The organism is Actinokineospora auranticolor (assembly GCF_041897805.1).
Lineage (GTDB): Bacteria > Actinomycetota > Actinomycetes > Mycobacteriales > Pseudonocardiaceae > Actinokineospora > Actinokineospora auranticolor.
The window spans coordinates 894,578-912,950 of the sequence record NZ_CP154825.1 but is presented as its reverse complement, the minus strand read 5'-3'; the positions used below and the strand labels follow the sequence as shown (position 1 = coordinate 912,950).

The following is an 18,373-nucleotide window of genomic DNA, read 5'->3' as shown; positions in this document are numbered from 1 at the left end:
CGGGAGCCGCACATGCAGGTGAAGAGGCTGGTGCTGGGCACGGCGGTCGTGGCCGCCGGTGCGCTGCTGGCGGCGTGCGGGACCAGTGAGGGCGCCACCGCCCAGGCCCCGGCCACGACGACAACGGTCACGTCGACAACGACCTCCACCACGACGACCACCCAGACCACCACGACGACAGTCGAGCCGACGACGACCACTACTACGACCACCACCGTCGCGCCCACGACCACTACGACCAAACCGAAGCCGACCACCACCACCACGAAGACCACCACTACGACGCCCAAGCCGACCACCACGACGCCCAAGCCCCCGCCGCCCGCGAAGGCCGAAGGCGCCCCCTGCGCCGCGACGGTGCGCGCGTGCATCGATCTGTCGGCGAACCAGTCGTGGCTGCTGGAGAACGGCAAGGTCGTCTACGGCCCGGTCCCGATCACCTCGGGCCGCCCCGGCCACCGCACCCCGCCGGGCACCTTCAAGGTGGGCTGGAAGGACATCGACCACAAGAGCAGCGAGTTCAACAACGCGCCGATGCCCTACTCGGTCTTCTTCAACGGCGGGATCGCCTTCCACCAGGGCAGCCTGAAGGTCCAGTCGCACGGCTGCATCCACCTGTCGGCGGCGGCCGCGAAGATGTACTTCAACTCCCTCAAGGTCGGCGACACGGTCCAGGTCGTCCCGTAACCACCAAATACTTCCAGGACGGCCCCGCTTTCCGGCGGGGCCGTTTTGCTTTTCACTCAAACGCGAGGTTTGCACCGCACTACGCCACCGGTCGTATCACGCCCGACCCGACGTGCCCAAACATCGCATACCGGTGACAAGCCGTGAGAGCCGACACTCCCGGTCGATGGGCACGGTGTGCGGGTGAAGCTGGTGCGGAACGCGGGCGGGTCGTACACGGCGCGGTTCCTGGACTCCGGTGAGACGTGGGACTACGACGCGTTCGGGTGGCCGTTGAACCGCAAGGACCGCAACGGCAACGCGATCACCGGTGAGGGCGACTGGAGCCGCCCCCGGTCGCTGGCCGATCCGCTGGGGCGCCAGAGGCTGTTCGAGTACGACACGGCCATCCAGCCGGGCGCCGTCACGAAGGTGGTCACGCCCCGGCAGGCGGTGCCGCCGAGACGTCGTTCGCGGAGAACCCGGACGACACGGTGGTGGAGACCGACCCGAACGGCAACCAGGTCACGTACACCTTCGACGCCACTGGCCGCGGACCTGGAGAAGCGCTCCCACAGCAGCCCCAAGCGGCTCCTGACCGAGGTCACCGACGCCAAGGGCGCCAAGACATGGTTCGGCTACGACGGTCCGGGGAACTTGATCACCGTGACCCCGCCCGCCCCGCTCGGCCAGGCCCGCTACGGCTACGACTCCCTGTCGCGGATCACCAGCATCACCGACGGCGCCGGCAAGAAGGTCGACTACACCTACGACAAGGCGGGCAACCTCAAGACCCTGACCGACCCGGCAGGCACCGCGACGTACAACTACGACGCCGCCAACCGCCTCACCTCGCTGGCGGACGCGTTCGGCCAGACCACGACCTTCGCCTACGACAACGCCGACCGCCGCACTACTACTACGTGGCCCGGCGCGGGCACTCAGTCCAACACGTATGACAACGCGGGACGCCTCACCGCGTTGGTGGCCAAGAACACCGGTGGTACCGAGCTGCTGAAGGCGACCTACAGCTACACGGCCGGGACCGCGGACAGCGACCTGTTGCAGTCCAAGACCATCGCCGGGGTCACCACCGACTACACCTACGACACCCAGCGCCACCTCACCAAGGCAGGTACGACCACCTTCGCCGTCGACCGCGCGGACAACATCACCAACCTCGCCGGGACCGCGCACACCGTCAACACCGCCAACCAGCTCACCGGCACCGGGAGCCAGACCTTCGGCTACGACGGCGCCGGGAACCTGACCTCGGTCACCCACCCCGCCACCGCGCACGAGTACTCGACGACCAACCAGCTCGTACGCACGACCACCGGCGGCACCCAGACCTTCGCCGCCACCTACGACACGGTCAACCAGACCCAGCCGCGCACGATCACCGAGTCCGGCACCGACCACGTGTTCACCCACACCGCGCTGGGCACCAGCAGCGTCGTGCGCGGCGGCACCCGGATCAGCGTGTCCCGCGACCCCGACGGCAAGCTGATCACGGAGAAGAGCGGCAACAACCGGTACAACCTGGTGACCGACCACCAGGGCAGCGTCCTGGGCCTGGTCGACACCACCGGCGCGCTCGCCGCCACCTACACCTACACCCCTTACGGCGCCACCCCTGGAATTACCAGCATCTTCGCCAACCACAACCCGTTCCGCTACAACGGCGGCTACACCCTGGCCAGCGGCCAGACGGTGTTCGACTACCGCTACTACACGCCGACCCTCGGCCGGTTCACCAACCCGGACCCGACCGGCCAGGAGCGGAACTCGTACGCCTACGCCGGATCCGACCCCATCAACAACAGCGACCCCACCGGGGCCTACAGCTGGGCCGACTTCGGCCAGGGCGTCGGGGGTTGGGGTGGCGCCGCGATCGGCGCTGCCATCGCGGGAGCGGCGTGCGTGGGAACCGGTGGCGCGGCCTGCCTGATCGGTGGCGTCACCGTGTCCGTCGTCACGGGCGGCACGGGCGCGGTCATCGGCGGCGACTCCGGGAAGGTCCGTGACGCCTTCATCAGCGGCGCGGTCGGCGGCGCGTTGGGCGGCGGGGTCGGCGGCCTGCTGGGCAAGGCGTACCGCAAGCTCAGGCGTTAACGGCGAGACTGTGGGTGGCCCGGTCCGGGCCACCCCCTCCACCTGGAGGAGACGTGGATTCCGCGAAGAACCGCCGCCGGATGATCCGGCTGTCCGTCCTGATGACGGCCGTCGCGGCGGTCGGCAGCGTGTTGCTCTTCACCACCGGCAACCGGATTATCGCAATCATCCTTGTCGTTGTCCTGGCCGCGCTCGCCGTCCCTACCGTCCGCGCGGCCATCCGAATATTCCGCGAATACACCGAGCGGGAATAGCCGTCGACGTTGGGTAAGGAGCACCGTGCGCACTCGGCGAGTCGCTACAAACCCGAAGGTGAGCCGCCCTCCGCCATGCGGAGACGTCGAGAGCCTGGGTCAGCTCCTCTTCGGTCAGCTTCCCCGCGCTCACGTGCCCCCGCTCCTCCACAACCTGTTGTGTCGGAGCGGCCGCGGTGGTCGGCGGGCTGACAGGGGCTGCGGTGCGGGCTTGGTTCCAAGCTGGGCGGCGGCAGCCCGGAGGAAGTCCGGGTCGACGGTCTGATCGGCGTCGGGGGCGGGATTCTCAAGGGCGGGTCGCGACTCCCCGGCTTGATAGGGAAGTTGTTCTGATGAACGATTCAGACGCGCCGCAGCGCGGCCGGAAGTACTACCTCATCGTCTGCCCGCTGTTGCTGGTCGCCACGGTGGTCGGCATCCTCCTCATCGAGCGGGCGCCTTGGCTCCTGATCCTCTCCGGGACGTTCCTGGGTGGGTTCATCGTCGAGGGGTTCGTCGACTGGAAGCGGCACCGGCGGCGCTGACCGCGGGGCGGGTCTGAATCGACCACCGCGAGGGGTGCGGCCACACCGGCCGCCCCCCTCGCCTGGTCAGCCGCCGTTCGCCATGCGGAGACAGAAACCGCTGTAGCACAACCACTTCCGAGCACAGTGTGGACACCGCCGCCCAGGGTCAACCGCATCCCAGTCGGCACTGGTTTGCGGAAGGGAGCTGCTAAATTGCCCGGCTTGACAGGGAAGATTCTCGGATGAGCGACAACGGATGGCCGCCACACGGTTTGCGTTACTATTTCATTGCCTTCACCCTTCTCTTGGTCGCTTCCATTGTTGCTTTTTTTGTTCTTGATCGACCCGCATGGGCGACGGTTACCGTAGGGGCCCTGACGGGCGGATTCATTTTCGATGCGACCATAGACTGGTTTAAGTATCGCAGAGCAAGGCAAAATAACACCGACTAAGAGTCCAGTCCGGCGGCGCGCTCGGTGTCGCCGCGGCGTGATCGTCCACAAGGGGTGGCACGACTCGTCCAGGTCGTGCCGTAACCCCCAAATATTTCGAGGACGGCCCCGCATCCGTGCGGGGCCGTTTTGCTTTTCACACCATCACGCAAACCGCGGTTCGACTGCGGCGGTTCGGGGAACTTGATCACTGCGCCCCGCTGGACCAGACCCACCTCGAGGAGGCGATGTGGATTCCGGCAAGAACCTCCGCCAGATGATCCGGCTGTACACCGCGATGACGGTCGTCGCGGCGATCAGCATCGTACTGATGTTGACCATTGGCACCCGGCTTCTCGCCCTCATCGTTCTCGTTGTCCTGGTCGCACTAGGCATCCCCACCGTCCGAGCAGCCCTCCGCGCAATTCGCGATTTCCACGCCACCCAAGCGGAACCGACCGACTCGACCGAGGGGGCTGCCATACCTGGTCAATCGCGCCGGAAACGGGCCGTCGTGCTGGGAGCCCTCGTCCTGACGGGGATGAGTGCGGGCGCGATCACGGCCTTCTTGGGAGCCCCACGCGGCGTCGCGATCGGCGTCGTGGCCGTGCTCGCCGCGATCACGTCAGGCGTGATCCTCCGCAAAGGGTGGTTGAACAACTCTTGCTGACCCCGACCAAGCAAGAAATCAAAACCCATGACACCCACCAACCACACTCGGCAATTCGTCATCCTCGCCGCAGGGTTCAGCGCCATCTTTGCAGACAAAAAGGCTGAAGGCGCTCTCGAGGGGGTTCTTCGCAGATGACAACCAAATCCATCGTCTTCATCGCGATCTACCTCGTCGTGGCCATCCCGGCGATGACCTTCCTCCACGACAAGGTCCCCGGAATCAGCGGCATATTCGGCGGCTTCACAGCGGGCTGGATCACCCAGTCGCACATCAAACGCAACCAGCGCAAACACCCCACATGCCCTGCCCAACCACCCCAAGGATGAGAGGCCCGCAATGAGTCCACGACTAGACCCGGGCAAGGTAGTGGTTTGGGTGCTCGCCGCGATCGCTGTCACGCTGATCGGCGTCTCGATGGTCTTCACGATCGTCGATGACGCGGATTCGAGCAGGCGGGATTGGACCGGAGCGATAGGTGGCCTGTCGCTTTTCATGGCCGCACAAGCTCACGAAGGCGAAAAGAACCACGCCAAGCGCAAGAACCACTGACCCAAACCGTTGTCGCCAAACGGAAAGGAACACCATGGGCAGGACAGACCCGGACGAGCCGTCGTACTCGTCCTGCTGACGGGCGCACTGCTCCTACTAGCCGGGACGCTCGTGATCACGCTGGGCAACGTCGGGCGCGATCAACCATCTGAGCCACAGGAGACGGTCCGCAACCTCGTCGGCGCCGGGGGAGCGATCATGTTCGGCATGTGGGCGTTCGCCTCCTCCGGCGTGAAGAAGCGCAGGTAGGGTCAGCCACCCTCCGCCATGCGGAGGACGTCGAGGGCCTGGGTGAGTTCCTCCTCGGTCAGTTTCCCCGCGCTCACGTGCCCCCGTTCCTCCACCACCTCCCGAATCGTCTTCCCCTCCTTCAATGACTGCTTCGCGATCGACGCCGCCTCCTCGTACCCCAGGTACTTGTTCAGCGGCGTCACGATCGAAGAAGAAGACTCCGCGTACGCGCGCATCCGGTCTTCGTGCACCGTCAGCCCCTCGACGACCTTCGACGCCAGCAGCCGCGCCACCGCGCCCAGCAACCGACCGGACTCCAGAACATTGCGGGCGATCACCGGCAGCATCACGTTGAGCTGGAAGTTGCCCTGGCTGCCCGCGAACGCCACCGCCGCGTCGTTGCCGATGACCTGTGCCACCACCATCATCGTGGCCTCCGGGATCACCGGGTTGACCTTCCCCGGCATGATCGACGACCCCGGTTGCAGGTCCGGCAACGCCAGCTCCGCCAGCCCCGCGCGCGGACCCGAGCCCAGCCACCGCAGGTCGTTGGCGATCTTGTACAGCGACACGGCCACCGTGCGCAGCTGGCCGGACGCCTCGACGACCGAGTCCTGGGTGGCCTGGGCCTCGAAGTGGTCGCGGGCCTCGGTCAGCGGTAGGCCGGTGATCGACGCCAGCTCGGTGGACACGGCGGCGCCGAAGCCGGGCGGGGCGTTGAGCCCGCTGCCCACCGCCGTTCCCCCGATCGGTAGCTCGCCCAATCGGGGGAGCACCGACCGGAGTCGCTCCACCCCGTAGCGGACCTGGGCGGCCCAGGCGCCCGCTTCCTGCGCGAACGTCACCGGCACGGCGTCCATGAGGTGGGTGCGGCCGGACTTAACCGCCGACGCCCACTCCGGCAGCCGGGCCTCCAGCGCCGAGGCCAGCTGCTCCAGAGCAGGGATCACGTCGGTCACCACGGCCTCGGTGACGGCCAGGTGCAGGGTCGTCGGGAACGTGTCGTTCGACGACTGCGAGGCGTTGACGTGGTCGTTCGGGTGCACGTCCCGCCCCAGCGCCCGGGTGGCGAGGGTGGCGATGACCTCGTTGGCGTTCATGTTCGACGACGTGCCCGACCCGGTCTGGAACACGTCGATCGGGAACTGGTCGTCGTGCGCCCCGTCGGCCACCGCGCCCGCCGCGGCGGCGATGGCGTCGGCGACCTCCGGCGGCAGCACCCCCAACCGGCCGTTGACCCGGGCGGCGGCGGCCTTGAGCAGGCCCAGCGCCCGGATCTGGGCGCGTTCGAGGCCGCGGCCGGAGATGGGGAAGTTCTCGACGGCCCGTTGGGTCTGCGCGCGCCAGAGTGCGTCGGCGGGGACCCGGACCTCGCCCATGGTGTCGTGCTCGATGCGGAAGTCGGCCATATGGCAAGTCTCGCCCCGTGCGCGGACCTGGGCATGGTCAGCTTCCCCACAATAGGGTGGTCGGTGGACGCGTCCCACCGCCCACCACGCGGAAGAGCAGGTGCCCCCGATGACCGCTCCTACCGAAGTCGACCTCCTGATAGTCGGCGCGGGCCCGACCGGCCTGTTCGCCGCCTACTACGCCGGTTTCCGCGACCTGACCACCGCGGTCGTGGACTCCCTGCCCGAGCCCGGTGGTCAGATCACCGCGATGTACCCGGAGAAGCAGATCTACGACGTGGCCGGGTTCCCCGCCGTGCGCGGCCGGGACCTGGTCGAGGCCCTGGTGGAGCAGGCGAACCAGTGGAAGCCGACGTACCTGCTGGGCAGGCGCGCACTGGCGTTGTCCGAAGTGGACGGAAGATTCCTGGTGGAGCTGGACGGTGGCGCCACGGTCAACGCGGGCGCGGTCCTGATCACGGCCGGTATCGGCGAGTTCACCCCGCGCCCCCTCCCTGCGGGCGACGGTTGGCTCGGCCGCGGCATGGTGCACTTCGTGCCCGCCCTCGACGCGCACCGCGACCAGGACGTGATCATCGTCGGCGGCGGCGACTCGGCTTTCGACTGGGCCCTGGCCCTGCACCCGGTTGCAACAAGCGTGACGCTGGTGCACCGCCGCGCGAAGTTCCGCGCCATGCCCGCAACGGTGCGTCAGGTAGAGGCGTTGGGCGTCCGGATCATCACCGACGCCGAGGTCACGGCGTTGATAGGTGACGACGAGGGCCTAAGAGAGGCTCGGATAGCGGTGAAGGGGTCGGAGGAGGAGGTAGTGCTACCGGCGCAGGCCGTGGTGGCCGCCCTCGGCTTCACCGCGGACCTGGGCCCGATCGATTCGTGGGGTCTGGAGATCGACCACCGCTCGATCTCCGTGGACTCGACCATGCGCACCGCGAGGGACAGGGTCTACGCGGCAGGCGACGTCGCGGCCTACCCGGGCAAGGTCAAGCTGATCGCGACGGGCTTCGGCGAGGCCGCCACAGCCGTGAACAACATCGCGGTGGCCCTGAACCCGGACGCGCACCTGTTCCCAGGTCACTCCAGCGCAGCGGAGTAGGCGACCAGCGCCCGCAACGCCGACGGCGACAGAGCGAGGGTGGGCCCCGGGATGTTCTTCGAGTCCCGCACCGCCGCGACAGCGCCGTTGTAGGCCAACTCGACACAGTTGGCCTGGTCCGTGCTGCGAGTGCTCTTGCGCCAGGTGGGGTGCACGAACCTCAGAGTGCCACGGTCGGTGCTGGCCGAACCAGCACCGACCGGGTGTCAATCAACGGACAGTGGCGACCAGGGACGCCAGCGCTGCCGACGGCAGCACCAACGCAGGACCCGAGGCGTTCTTCGAGTCGCGAACAGCGGCAACAGCACCGGTGTGGGCCAGCTCGACACAGTTGGCGACGTTGCTGCTGCGGCTGCTCTTGCGCCAACGGGCGGTCTTGAGGTCCATCGCGGACATGGTGCGTTCCTCTTCCCTCATGTGCTCATCTCAGCCACGATGGCGGAGAGTCGTTCAGCTGTTGCATCAGGCGCAAGAGCCACGTTCAGAATATTGCGGAGCGCCAATCGGTAGCCAGCAAGATCAGCTTCCTCCTCCTGGAACAGGGCCGTCTCCTGGTTCTCAGCAAAGACGAGGGCAGGCTCATCGCCGAACTCCAAGACCATGAAGCCGCCTCGCAGCCCGGCGTTCGCCCCAGCGGAGATCGGGACTAGCCGGACGCTGACGCTAGGCCGCTCGTTCATCTCCTGGAGCCACCGCAACTGGCGCGCCATCACTCCTGGACCGCCCACAGGCAGTCGAACCGCAGCCTCATGCATGATCGCAAGGTAGTTCGGCGCGCTGGACCGGGTGAGGATTGCCTGACGAGCCATGCGCGAGGCCACCAGGTTGTCGACCTCCGCCGCCGACAATGTCGACTCCAGGGCTTGCAAGATTGCCGATGCGTACTCAGCCGTCTGTAGCAGCCCCGGGATGAGCAGGGACTCGTAGTTCTGGATCCGCAGAGCCTTCGCCTCGAAGTCGATGAGGGCTCGCCATAGGGTCGGAAGCCCGGGTTGTCGTTCCCACCAGCCCTTCTCATCTCCGCGCCGTAGCAGGTCCATCAGCTCTGCCCTGCGGTTCCCGTGGACCTGGTAGAAGCCGAGCAAGGTCAGAACATCGTCCGCCTGTAGCCCGCTTCTCCCGGTCTCGATCCGACTGACCTTGCTGGTCGACATCCCCAGCTTGTCACCCACCTCCGCGCAGGTCAGGCCCTGCGCCTCCCGCAACTTTCGCAGTTCCGCAGCGACAGTCCTCGACCGCACCGACGTGTGAGAGTTTCCCGGCATGGCCGCATACTTTCGAACACACACCCATCGCGCAATCACACGATCGGGCTATACCGTGCACCGGTTGCAACAAGTCACTCTTCTGCCACAACAGTCCACTCCCAACATTACCAGGAGGCCCCGTGACCATTATGGACGACACCGACGAGGATGCCGCCCGCGTCGCCGAGATCCACCAGAAAATCATGGACCGGCTCCCCGTCAGCCGAACCTGGGCGGTCCCCGCCGACGAGCACGGCGGGGCGGCCATCATGACGATGCGCATGCCGGACATCACCATCACCGACGCCACCGGCGCCCACATCGTCCTCACCGCCAAGCAGTGCGCCGTCCTCGGCCGCTACATGTCCAACACCATCGACTGGATGGAGTCCTTCGACGAAACCGCCTAATCAACGCTCTCTTACGCATTTACCGCGCGGGTGCCCTCTTAGCTCGTCTCGACTTCCATGCATTCACCGGCCATCCGGTTGGGCACCCGCGCGTCCCTCGTTGCAACTGAGGCAACAAACCGCCTACTTCGCGCCTTCGGTGTCAGCAGACCGATCACGCACCCAAGTCCCACTACGAACACCCCGGCCACCCCCACCCAGGTCAACACCTGCGCCCCCACCGCCACCGAGACCACCAGCCCCGCTGCGGGCATCACCCCGATCAGCACCCCCGCGCGGTCCGCCCCCAACACCGAGACCGCCTGGTACCAGATCGCGAACGCCACCACCGTCATCACCGCGACGACCAGCAGCGCCACCCCCTCACCCCCGGTCGGCGCCCGCCACGGCTCGAACACCGCCGACAACGCCGCCCCTCCCACGGCCGCGACGACGTGCGTCCACAACGCGACCGACATCGCCCCCAGTCGCCCCACCACGCCGACGGCGAACAGCGTGAAACCGGCCTCGCACAACATCGTCAGCACGGACAGCACCAACCCCGGCCCGGTCCAACTACCGCCCCCGGACAGCACCACCACCCCGGACACCACTACGGCCGCCCCAACCAAGGTGCGCGCGGTGGGCCTCTTACCGACCATCAGCGGTGCAACCGCTGCAAGCACCAACGGGCTCCCACCGAGCACCGCCGCCACCAGCCCCGGCTCCGCGAACCCCTGCGCGGTGATCATGCACGCGTTGAACCCGAGCATCCCCACTACGACCACAGCCACCAGCGCGGGCACGTCCCGCTGCCGAGGCCGCTCGATCCGCGTCCCCCGCCAGCGCATGAACAACACCAGCAGCACGGCCCCCAGGCCGTAGCGGATGGACTGCCCCAGGAGCAGCGGGAGGCCGGCGAGCATCCCGGAGATCGGCACCGACCCGCCGACCATGGCGGCGGCGAGCAGGCCGCCGCCGATGGCCAGGCGGTTCGGGCGGGTGTGGTGTGGACGGGTTTGTGGTTCAGCGGTCACCCCGTCACTTTCACCCGCAAGTGGACCGGGCAACAGCTCCACTTAGGTGGCTCAAGACTGGTCCACTTCACCACCACTTCCCCGCGGTCTTCGCGTCGGTGACCACGCCATCAACCCTGGTCTGCGCGTCGTGCACCACCCCGGTGAGATCGGCACCGGACAGGTCGGCACCGAGCAGGTCCGCGCCGGACAGGTCGGCACCGGACAGATCAGCGCCTGCCAGGTTCGCGCGTTGGAGGTTCGCCGAGTCCAAGCCCGCGCCGGTCAGCTTCGCGCCTGCCAGGTTCGCCTCGCCGAGATCAGCGGCGAAAAGCACGGCCTGGTCCAGACCGGCGTCCAGCAGCCGGGCCTTGGTCAACCAGGTGCCCGCCAGGATCGCGTGGCGGAGATCGGTCCGCTCCAGGTCGGCGTTGGTCAGGCTGGTGCCCAGCAACCGCGCGCCGGACAGCCGCGCGCCTTCGAGATCGACGCCGCTCATCCCCAGCGTCGCCATGCCACCGGCCTGGTACGTGATCATGGGCGTGGCCGCGTCGAGGCAGGCGGTGGAGAGGTCGACCACGGCACCACCGTCTTGCGCCGTATCGCGCGAAGCGATCACCCGGAGTGCCGCCTCGACATCCGGTGGAACTGCGCGATCAGGGCAGGCGGGCCTGTGCCGGCTGTCTTGTGGAACACGTGCCGTAGTGGTGCGGATGAAGGCGCTGAGTACTTGGACCACGGTGGGCTGGTCGCGGGGCGAGTCGACGGCGAGGCGTTCCAGGGCGTAGATGCCGCCGAGTCGTACCTGGAGGCGGTCCGCACCCTGTTGCCCGAGCTGCTCGACCGCCTTCGTGTACTGGCCTTCCCGGGTCGCGTCCAATGACAGGTTCGTGAAGATCAGCGCGCCGATCGCCGTTATCGCCGTGACCGCCTGAATGACCGCCCCGGACACCGCCCCGGCCCGGGCGGTTCGCTGCGCCTTCGCGGGCAGGCGCCGAGTACCTGCGGGAACGCGGAGACGAGCGCCCCGGACGGGGGTTCCCGACGGCGGGACCGATGGGCGCAGCGGTGACTTCATACCCTTGTGATCGCGCACCGGGCCCGAGCGCGACGGACCGTAGGCTGGCGGTATGCCCGGCTGGTCGACTTTCCGCGAACTGCTGGTCCCCGACCTCGCCGAGACCGGCCACGGCAGGCGCGGACGGACGCTGGAGGCCGCGGTCCGGGCGGCGATCCGGGACGGCCGACTCCCCCAGGGCACCCGGCTGCCCTCCACACGCGACTTGGCCGGTCAGCTCGGCCTGTCCCGGGGCACGGTCAGCGCCGCCTACGCGCAACTGGTCGCCGAGGGCTACCTCAAGGCCAAACACGGCTCCGGCACCACCGTCGCCACTACGCCCGCCGGATCCGAAGTAGCCGCACCTCCTCCGACCGAGCCGCGTCCCCGGTGGCGCTACGACCTCCGCCCCGGCGTACCGGCGTTGAGCGCCTTCCCCCGCGCGGAATGGCAGTCCGCGTCCAAGGCCGGTCTGGCGACGCTGACCGACGACGACCTCGGCTACCCGGACCCGGCGGGCCTACCCGCGTTGCGGACGGAGCTGGCGGCGTACCTCGGCCGTGTGCGCGCGGTCGAGGCGGCCGATGTCGTGATCACGCACGGGGTCGCGGAGAGCCAGTCACTGATCGCCCGCGTACTCAAAGCCGCCGGTCACCACTCGATCGCGGTCGAGGACCCCACCCACCCGGGGTCATCCGAAGCCCTCCAGGCCCACGGTCTGCGACCGGTGCCGATCCCGGTGGATGAAGACGGCATGCGCGTCGACCTCTTGCCGCGCAGCGGTTGCCGGGCCGTCTTGGTCACCTCGGCGCACCAGTTCCCGTTGGGGGTCGTACTGAGTCCGCAGCGTCGTAGGGCGTTGGTGGCGTGGGCACGTGAACGTGACGGTTACGTCTTGGAGGACGACTACGACGCCGAACACCGCTACGACCGTCCAGCGGTCGGTACGACGCAGGTGCTCGACCGCGACCGTGTCGTCTACCTGGGCAGCGTGAGCAAAGTGCTCGCTCCCGCTATCCGGTTGGGGTGGATGGTCGTTCCGGCCGCTTTGCGTAAGAGGGTCGTTGACCACAAACGCCTGTCCGACCTCGGGTGCTCTCCCCTGCCGCAGGCCGCCTTCGCGCACATGCTGAGATCCGGCGGGTACGACCGGCATTTAAGACGCAGCCGACAGCTCTACCGACGCCGTCGAGACGCTCTTCTGGAAGCTGTCGAATCCGCCCTACCGACGTGGCGACCGCACGGTGTCGCCGCAGGACTGCACCTTGTGTTGCGCCTGCCGGACGGCACGGATGACGCGGCGTTGCAAGAGGCGTTGTCGCGGCGGGGTATCAACGCACCCGCGCTGTCGGGGTACGCGCTGTCCACCAGTCCCTTCCCCGGTCTGGTGGTCGGCTACGCCGCCCTGTCGGTCGATCGGCTGCGCGCCGCGGTGGCGGAGATCGCCGAGGTCAGCGCGACCTGACCGTCCACACCGAACCGCCCGCCTCGGTCCAGCTCTGCACGGGCGGGTCCACCGGTATGGCCACACGGGCCGGTCGGGGCAGCTCGTGCTCGGCGGCGGGTGTCGGTGTGCGCTCGGCACAGCCCGACAACGCCAAAGCCGCCGTGCCGACCACGACGGCGAGGAGAAGACGCATTTCTGGGCTCCACTGGGTGCGCGAGGGGCTCACAGATCAAGACGGCTGAGCGGGCCCGGGGTTGCGAACGAGCTCCGCCGGGTTCGCGCGATGGTGGATGTCGGTGGTCGCGGGCACGATGAGGGCGTGCTGAGCTTCGGGGACGTGGTCGCGGTCTCGACGGAGGTCGGGTCCACCCGGTCCCGGCTGGCGAAGGTCGACGCCCTGGCCGACCTGCTGCGGCGGGCGGCGGAGGACGAGGTGGCGCCGGTCGTGGCGTACCTGTCGGGCGCGCCCCGCCAGGGCCGCATCGGCGCGGGCTGGCGCACGGTGCTGGCCGTCGACGAGGAGCCCGCGGCGGTGGCGGGGCTGTCGGTGGCCGCGGTGGACGGCGTGCTGGCCGAGATCGCGGAGACCAGCGGCAAGGGCTCGGCGGCCCGCCGCACCGCGCTGCTGACCGAGCTGTTCGCCGCCGCCACCGCCGTCGAACAGCGGTTCCTGCGCGCGCTGCTGACGGGCGAACTGCGCCAAGGCGCCCTCGAAGGAGTGATGCTCGACGCGATCGCCCGCGCCGCCGACGTCCCGGGCGCGGCCGTGCGGCGGGCTTTCATGCTTTCGGGCCGCCTCCCAGCCACCGCGTCGGCGGCGTTGACCGGTGGTGTGCAGGCACTGGCGGCGTTCCGGATCGAACTGCACCGCCCGGTCCGACCGATGCTGGCGTCGCCGGGGTCGTCGTTCGAGGAGGCGGTGGCGGAGCTGGAGCCCTGCCGGGTGGAGTACAAAATGGATGGAGCCCGAATCCAGGTACACAAAGACGCCGAGCGCGTGAGCGTTTACACCCGCACCCTGCGAGAAATAACATCTTCCGTTCCCGAATTGGTGGAATTGGTTCGGGGATTCACCTGCGAATCGGTTGTACTGGACGGCGAAACCCTGGCCCTGAACGATGATGGGCGTCCACGACCTTTTCAGGAGACGATGAGCCGGTTCGGCAGCACGGTCGAGGAACAGGTCAAGGCACTGCTGTTGAGACCCTATTTCTTCGACTGCCTCCACCTGGACGGCGAGGACCTGATCGACCGCCCACTGCGGGCGCGCGTGGCGGCGTTGGTCGAGGTCGTGGGCACGCACGTGATCCCGGGGACGACGGAGGGGACGTCGGACTTCCTGGAGGCGGCGCTGTCGTCGGGCCACGAGGGCGTGATGGTCAAGGACCTGGACTCGACCTACCAGGCGGGGCGTCGAGGAAAGGCTTGGCAGAAAATCAAGCCCGTGCACACGCTGGATCTGGTCGTCTTGGCCGCAGAATGGGGGCACGGTCGCCGGACGGGGTATCTGTCGAATCTGCACCTGGGGGCCCGCGATCCCGATGGCGGATACGTCATGGTGGGCAAGACGTTCAAGGGCCTGACCGACGACCTGCTGAAATGGCAAACCCAGGAATTCCCCACCCACGAATCCGCGCGTGATGAGTGGGCGGTGTACCTGCACCCGGCCTTGGTGGTCGAGATCGCCCTGGACGGCGTGCAGGTCAGCACCCGCTACCCCGGCGGCGTCGCCCTGCGGTTCGCGAGGGTGGTCCGCTACCGACCGGACAAGGAACCGGCCGACGCCGACACGATCACCACCGTCCGAACCCTGCTCCCCGGCGGCGAGTAGAGCACCGCAGCATGGTCAACATGCACCCCGGCTGCCTGCGGGTCTCATGCAGGGTCCCGCCAGCGGTCTCCCCGCGCCTTGAGCGGCACGCCGGGATGATCTTGGCACGCCTCCGGCCCCCGGTATCCATTCTACCGGCGGGCACCGACAGTTCCGAGCGAAGATGATCAAGCCTGTGGATGACTGTGGACGAGCGCTGTGGATGGCACCGCGGGAGGCCACAACCTGGCCGATTGTCCACAGGCTTGATCATCTTCGACGGGAAGTGTCGGCCCTCCTCGGTAGAATGGTCATCGGGGGCCGGAGGCATCGGTTGATCATCACCGGGTCGCAGCGGCGGCGCGGGCCGGCTGGTCGAAGCGCCTTCGAGTTGTCCACAGGCTTGATCGTCTTCGCCAGGAACTGTCAGCCCTCCTCGGTAGAATGGTTACCGGGGGCCGGAGGCATCCGTCGATCACCGCTAGACCGCAGCGGCGGGCGGAGGCGGCCGGTCGATGCGCTGCCGGGCGCGCCTTCAAGCGGTCCACCGGCTTGATCATCTTCGCCGGGAAGTGCCGGTCCCCCTCGATAAGCCTGATACCGGGGGCCGGAGGCATGCGGCCGCCCCGCGGCACCGTGTCTCGTTGGCCGTTCACCTCGGTGTTCGAGTGAGTGAAGGGCCGTCCGCCCAACCCTCGCCCCACAGCGCTCCAGGTTCGTCGACTTGCTCCTACAACAGCGTTTCCGACGGTCATTCGCCGGCAACCCAGGCGCTTTGGTGCCATTGGCGGGTTTGTGTCTTTACCGCGCCGACCTCGATGGCTACCGTGAACGTTCACATTCTTCACCCGTTCGGGCCGCGTCGGAGGTCTGGTGTCTGTGGATGTGCTTGGGGACGCCCTGCGGCGGGGGCCGTTCCACGTGGCGTTGCGGACCGCCATCGAGCATCGGGGCCTGTCGTTGGCCCGGTTGCGCGCCCATCTGTCGCGAATGGATATCTCCATCGCCGAGTCCACCCTCAGTTACTGGCAACGCGGGCTGCGCCACCCGGACGTGCATCACGCGCTCGGGGCCGTGCGTGGGCTGGAGAGCGTGCTGGGGTTACCCACCGACTCGCTCGTCGTCCTGCTCGGGCCCCGGCAGCGGACCCCGCGCCGGACGCCGCCGTCGGCGTCGTTCGCCGAGCTGGTCGTCGCGGGGCCGACGACGCGGGAGTTGCTGGCCGATATCGGTGCTGACCCTGAGCGGTGCAACTCCTCGATGGAGTTGCAACTCGCCCACGAGCGGGTGACCATCGGGGTTGATCGGTCACAGGCCAAGGTGCACACGCTGCTCGTCGGTCGGGCGCTGGAGACCGGGGTCGACCGGTACGTGGCCGTCTACCACGGCGAGCCCGGCTGCGACGTCGACGTCGTGCGGGTCACCGCGGGGGACGGGTGCCGGCTCGGCCGGGTGCGGCGCAAGGACGTGTCGGTGATCTTCGAGCTGATGTTCGACCGGACCCTCACCGAAGGTGAAACCGCCGTCATCAGCTACACGGTCGAGGACGACTCCGGGGTCGAGTGCCCCGGCTACTTCCGGATCTTCCGCGCGCCGTCCGGGCCGTACCTGCTCCAGATGCAACTCCCCACCGAGGACGTCCCGGCCCGGTGCGTCCAGGAGGTCCGCATCACCGAAAGCCGTCCCCCGACCGTGTCGACCGAGCTGTACTGCGACCGGGGGTACGTGGTCAGCGCCTACTACCCCGGCTCCGAGCGCGGCATCGCCGGGATCTCGCTGGAGTGGCGCTGAGCCCGTACCTTGGCAACCGTGCGCTACTACCACGGCGAACCAGCCCACGACCTGACCTACGACGACGTCTTCCTGGTGCCGGGCCGCTCGGCGGTGGCCAGCCGGTTCGACGTCGACCTGTCCACATCGGACGGTACGGGCGCGACGATCCCGATCGTGGTGGCCAACATGACCGCGGTCGCGGGCAGGCGGATGGCCGAGACGGTCGCCCGGCGCGGCGGGCTCGTCGTGCTGCCGCAGGACGTCGACCCGCGCGCGGTCGGCGACATCGTCGAGTGGGTGAAGACCCGGCACCGGGTGTGGGACACGCCCCTCGTGCTGCGCGCGCACGACGCCGTGGCCGACGCGATCAACCTGCTGCCCAAGCGCGCGCACGGCGCCGTAGTGGTGGTGGACGACGAAGGCAGGCCCGTCGGGGTGGTGACGGAAGCAGCGTGTAGCGGTGTGGACCGTTTCACCCGGTTGAGCGAGATCGCCGACCCGGCCATCGTCACGCTCAGCATCGACACCGCCCCGCGCGAGGTGTTCGACGCCCTCCACGCGCACACCGCGAAGGTCGCACTGGCGCTGGACGACACCGGTCGGCTCGCAGGCGTGCTGACCGAGGTGGGTGCGTTGCGCGCCGACATCTACCAACCCGCTGTAGATGCGAACGGTCAGCTCCGCGTTGCGGCCGCGGTCGGGGTGAACGGCGACGTTGCGGCGAAGGCCAAGGCGTTGCTCGGGTACGGGGTGGACACGTTGGTTGTCGACACCGCTCACGGGCACCAGGAGAAGATGCTCACCGCGCTGCGCGCCGTGCGGTCGGCGCACCCGGACGTGCCGGTGGTCGCGGGCAACGTGGTGACCCCGGACGGCGTGCGCGACCTGGTCGAGGCGGGCGCGGACGTGATCAAGGTCGGCGTCGGCCCCGGCGCGATGTGCACGACGCGGATGATGACCGGCGTGGGCCGACCGCAGTTCTCGGCCGTGTACGAGTGCGCGGAAACCGCCCGCGAGCTGGGCAAACACGTGTGGGCGGACGGCGGGGTACGGCACCCGCGCGACGTCGCGCTCGCGCTGGCGGCGGGCGCGTCGAGCGTGATGGTGGGTTCGTGGTTCGCCGGGACGTACGAGAGCCCGGGCGACCTGCTGCGCGACGAGCAGGGCAGGCCGTACAAGGAGTCGTTCGGCATGGCGTCCAAGCGCGCGGTCACGGCGCGGACACGCGGCGACAGCGGGTTCGACCGCGCGCGCAAGGGCCTGTTCGAGGAGGGCATCTCGTCCTCCCGCATGCGCCTGGACCCGCGCGCACCGGGCGTGGAGGACCTGCTGGACTCGATCTGCTCGGGCGTCCGCTCGGCCTGCACCTACGCGGGCGCCCTGACCCTCGGCGAGTTCCACGAGCGAGCGGTCGTCGGCGTCCAGTCGGCGGCGGGTTTCGCGGAGGGCAGGCCGCTGCCGTCCGGCTGGTGACGGGCGACCGCCGACCAGCGGGTCCGGTCATGCCAAAGGGACGCACCCGCCGGGCTCGCGGATCGCGCGGGAGCAAGCCGGCCGGGTGGTCACCTCCGGCAGCGCGGACAACCGTGCGCGGCTCGGCGGAGAGCAAGAGGTCCGCGGGGAACAAGAGGTCCGCGGGCTGATTCAGCTCTGCGTGAAGATCAAGGCCACTCCGGTCACCGGCATCCGCCGGGAACTCCGCGCCGG

General features: G+C 68.5%; 23 protein-coding genes. 16 read left to right on the top strand and 7 right to left on the bottom strand.

All coding sequences use genetic code 11. The features are described from left to right. Positions 1-12 precede the first annotated feature (12 nt). From V5P93_RS04500 to V5P93_RS04460, 9 genes are all read left to right on the top strand, one after another. On the top strand, positions 13-687 hold the full coding sequence (locus V5P93_RS04500) for a L,D-transpeptidase (protein ID WP_104477055.1): 675 nt from the start codon (positions 13-15) through the stop codon (positions 685-687). Positions 688-870: 183 nt separating this feature from the next. Then, the gene (locus V5P93_RS04495; protein ID WP_181043311.1) at positions 871-2,781 is read left to right on the top strand and encodes an RHS repeat-associated core domain-containing protein; all 1,911 of its coding nucleotides are present in this window, start codon (positions 871-873) and stop codon (positions 2,779-2,781) included. A gap of 53 nt (positions 2,782-2,834) precedes the next feature. After that, positions 2,835-3,035 (top strand): hypothetical protein, encoded by a 201-nt coding sequence (locus V5P93_RS04490; protein WP_146107921.1) that lies wholly within the window; start codon positions 2,835-2,837, stop codon positions 3,033-3,035. Between the two features lie 332 nt (positions 3,036-3,367). Further along, positions 3,368-3,559 (top strand): hypothetical protein, encoded by a 192-nt coding sequence (locus V5P93_RS04485; RefSeq protein ID WP_104477061.1) that lies wholly within the window; start codon positions 3,368-3,370, stop codon positions 3,557-3,559. A 224-nt stretch (positions 3,560-3,783) separates the two neighbouring features. Next, positions 3,784-3,993 carry a hypothetical protein gene (locus V5P93_RS04480; protein WP_146107922.1) on the top strand — a complete coding sequence of 70 codons (210 nt, stop codon included), beginning with the start codon at positions 3,784-3,786 and terminating at the stop codon, positions 3,991-3,993. 229 nt (positions 3,994-4,222) lie between these two features. Then, positions 4,223-4,642 carry a hypothetical protein gene (locus V5P93_RS04475; protein WP_104477062.1) on the top strand — a complete coding sequence of 140 codons (420 nt, stop codon included), beginning with the start codon at positions 4,223-4,225 and terminating at the stop codon, positions 4,640-4,642. A gap of 134 nt (positions 4,643-4,776) precedes the next feature. Beyond that, positions 4,777-4,971, top strand: coding sequence for a hypothetical protein (locus V5P93_RS04470; protein WP_104477064.1), 195 nt, complete (start codon positions 4,777-4,779; stop codon positions 4,969-4,971). A gap of 49 nt (positions 4,972-5,020) precedes the next feature. Further along, complete coding sequence (locus tag V5P93_RS04465) at positions 5,021-5,194, top strand: hypothetical protein (protein ID WP_181043312.1); 174 nt, start codon at positions 5,021-5,023, stop codon at positions 5,192-5,194. A gap of 111 nt (positions 5,195-5,305) precedes the next feature. Continuing rightward, a complete protein-coding gene (locus V5P93_RS04460; protein ID WP_181043313.1) occupies positions 5,306-5,443 on the top strand; it encodes a hypothetical protein in 138 nt (45 codons plus the stop codon). A 2-nt stretch (positions 5,444-5,445) separates the two neighbouring features. Here V5P93_RS04460 and V5P93_RS04455 read toward each other — a convergent pair whose 3' ends face one another. Beyond that, positions 5,446-6,834: a class II fumarate hydratase gene (locus V5P93_RS04455; protein WP_104477068.1), complete on the bottom strand. Its 1,389-nt coding sequence runs from the start codon at positions 6,832-6,834 to the stop codon at positions 5,446-5,448. A gap of 109 nt (positions 6,835-6,943) precedes the next feature. On the opposite strand from V5P93_RS04455, the gene V5P93_RS04450 reads away from it, so the two are divergent. Further along, positions 6,944-7,927: an NAD(P)/FAD-dependent oxidoreductase gene (locus tag V5P93_RS04450; RefSeq protein ID WP_104477069.1), complete on the top strand. Its 984-nt coding sequence runs from the start codon at positions 6,944-6,946 to the stop codon at positions 7,925-7,927. Here V5P93_RS04450 and V5P93_RS04445 read toward each other — a convergent pair. Genes V5P93_RS04445 through V5P93_RS04435 form a run of 3 tightly spaced genes read right to left on the bottom strand, consistent with a single transcriptional unit; the run spans position 7,906 to position 9,099 of the window. After that, positions 7,906-8,082: a DUF397 domain-containing protein gene (locus tag V5P93_RS04445; RefSeq protein ID WP_104477071.1), complete on the bottom strand. Its 177-nt coding sequence runs from the start codon at positions 8,080-8,082 to the stop codon at positions 7,906-7,908. The two genes, V5P93_RS04450 and V5P93_RS04445, sit on opposite strands and share 22 nt — an antisense overlap. Positions 8,083-8,137: 55 nt before the next feature. Then, complete coding sequence (locus V5P93_RS04440) at positions 8,138-8,344, bottom strand: DUF397 domain-containing protein (protein ID WP_245931037.1); 207 nt, start codon at positions 8,342-8,344, stop codon at positions 8,138-8,140. After that, complete coding sequence (locus V5P93_RS04435) at positions 8,341-9,099, bottom strand: helix-turn-helix transcriptional regulator (protein WP_245931039.1); 759 nt, start codon at positions 9,097-9,099, stop codon at positions 8,341-8,343. The genes V5P93_RS04440 and V5P93_RS04435 overlap by 4 nt, the downstream gene beginning before the upstream one ends. Positions 9,100-9,314: 215 nt before the next feature. Here V5P93_RS04435 and V5P93_RS04430 point away from each other — a divergent pair, with 215 nt between their 5' ends. Further along, positions 9,315-9,584, top strand: coding sequence for a hypothetical protein (locus V5P93_RS04430; RefSeq protein ID WP_146107923.1), 270 nt, complete (start codon positions 9,315-9,317; stop codon positions 9,582-9,584). 38 nt (positions 9,585-9,622) lie between these two features. Here the strand turns inward: V5P93_RS04430 and V5P93_RS04425 are convergent, their stop codons facing one another. Together V5P93_RS04425 and V5P93_RS04420 are read right to left on the bottom strand one after the other, a co-directional pair. Next, entirely contained in the window at positions 9,623-10,600 is a 978-nt protein-coding gene (locus V5P93_RS04425) for a DMT family transporter (protein ID WP_245931041.1), read from the bottom strand. A 67-nt stretch (positions 10,601-10,667) separates the two neighbouring features. Then, entirely contained in the window at positions 10,668-11,159 is a 492-nt protein-coding gene (locus V5P93_RS04420; protein ID WP_181043314.1) for a pentapeptide repeat-containing protein, read from the bottom strand. Positions 11,160-11,309: 150 nt separating this feature from the next. On the opposite strand from V5P93_RS04420, the gene V5P93_RS04415 reads away from it, so the two are divergent. Both V5P93_RS04415 and V5P93_RS04410 read left to right on the top strand, forming a co-directional pair. Next, positions 11,310-11,462, top strand: coding sequence for a hypothetical protein (locus V5P93_RS04415; RefSeq protein ID WP_181043315.1), 153 nt, complete (start codon positions 11,310-11,312; stop codon positions 11,460-11,462). A gap of 247 nt (positions 11,463-11,709) precedes the next feature. Next, entirely contained in the window at positions 11,710-13,101 is a 1,392-nt protein-coding gene (locus V5P93_RS04410; protein ID WP_104477079.1) for a PLP-dependent aminotransferase family protein, read from the top strand. On the opposite strand, the gene V5P93_RS04405 is transcribed toward V5P93_RS04410, so the two are convergent. Next, positions 13,088-13,276, bottom strand: a complete 189-nt coding sequence (locus V5P93_RS04405; RefSeq protein WP_104477081.1) for a hypothetical protein — start codon at positions 13,274-13,276, stop codon at positions 13,088-13,090. The two genes, V5P93_RS04410 and V5P93_RS04405, sit on opposite strands and share 14 nt — an antisense overlap. Before the next feature lie 129 nt (positions 13,277-13,405). On the opposite strand from V5P93_RS04405, the gene V5P93_RS04400 reads away from it, so the two are divergent. The 3 genes from V5P93_RS04400 (at position 13,406) to V5P93_RS04390 (ending at position 18,139) form a co-directional block, all read left to right on the top strand. After that, positions 13,406-14,914, top strand: a complete 1,509-nt coding sequence (locus V5P93_RS04400) for an ATP-dependent DNA ligase (RefSeq protein ID WP_104477766.1) — start codon at positions 13,406-13,408, stop codon at positions 14,912-14,914. 858 nt (positions 14,915-15,772) lie between these two features. After that, positions 15,773-16,684: a hypothetical protein gene (locus tag V5P93_RS04395; protein ID WP_245931043.1), complete on the top strand. Its 912-nt coding sequence runs from the start codon at positions 15,773-15,775 to the stop codon at positions 16,682-16,684. Positions 16,685-16,702: 18 nt separating this feature from the next. Continuing rightward, complete coding sequence (locus V5P93_RS04390) at positions 16,703-18,139, top strand: GuaB1 family IMP dehydrogenase-related protein (RefSeq protein ID WP_104477086.1); 1,437 nt, start codon at positions 16,703-16,705, stop codon at positions 18,137-18,139. The last annotated feature ends 234 nt before the right edge of the window (positions 18,140-18,373 follow it).

What these genes read in the sequence shown, in the direction of transcription:
- V5P93_RS04500 (WP_104477055.1), top strand. Translation starts at nt 13, where the DNA reads ATGCAGGTGAAGAGGCTGGTGCTGGGCACGGCGGTCGTGGCCGCCGGT.
- V5P93_RS04410 (WP_104477079.1), top strand. Translation starts at nt 11,710, where the DNA reads ATGCCCGGCTGGTCGACTTTCCGCGAACTGCTGGTCCCCGACCTCGCC.
- V5P93_RS04455 (WP_104477068.1), bottom strand. Translation starts at nt 6,834, where the DNA reads ATGGCCGACTTCCGCATCGAGCACGACACCATGGGCGAGGTCCGGGTC.
- V5P93_RS04470 (WP_104477064.1), top strand. Translation starts at nt 4,777, where the DNA reads ATGACAACCAAATCCATCGTCTTCATCGCGATCTACCTCGTCGTGGCC.
- V5P93_RS04440 (WP_245931037.1), bottom strand. Translation starts at nt 8,344, where the DNA reads ATGAGGGAAGAGGAACGCACCATGTCCGCGATGGACCTCAAGACCGCC.
- V5P93_RS04450 (WP_104477069.1), top strand. Translation starts at nt 6,944, where the DNA reads ATGACCGCTCCTACCGAAGTCGACCTCCTGATAGTCGGCGCGGGCCCG.
- V5P93_RS04485 (WP_104477061.1), top strand. Translation starts at nt 3,368, where the DNA reads ATGAACGATTCAGACGCGCCGCAGCGCGGCCGGAAGTACTACCTCATC.
- V5P93_RS04405 (WP_104477081.1), bottom strand. Translation starts at nt 13,276, where the DNA reads ATGCGTCTTCTCCTCGCCGTCGTGGTCGGCACGGCGGCTTTGGCGTTG.
- V5P93_RS04480 (WP_146107922.1), top strand. Translation starts at nt 3,784, where the DNA reads ATGAGCGACAACGGATGGCCGCCACACGGTTTGCGTTACTATTTCATT.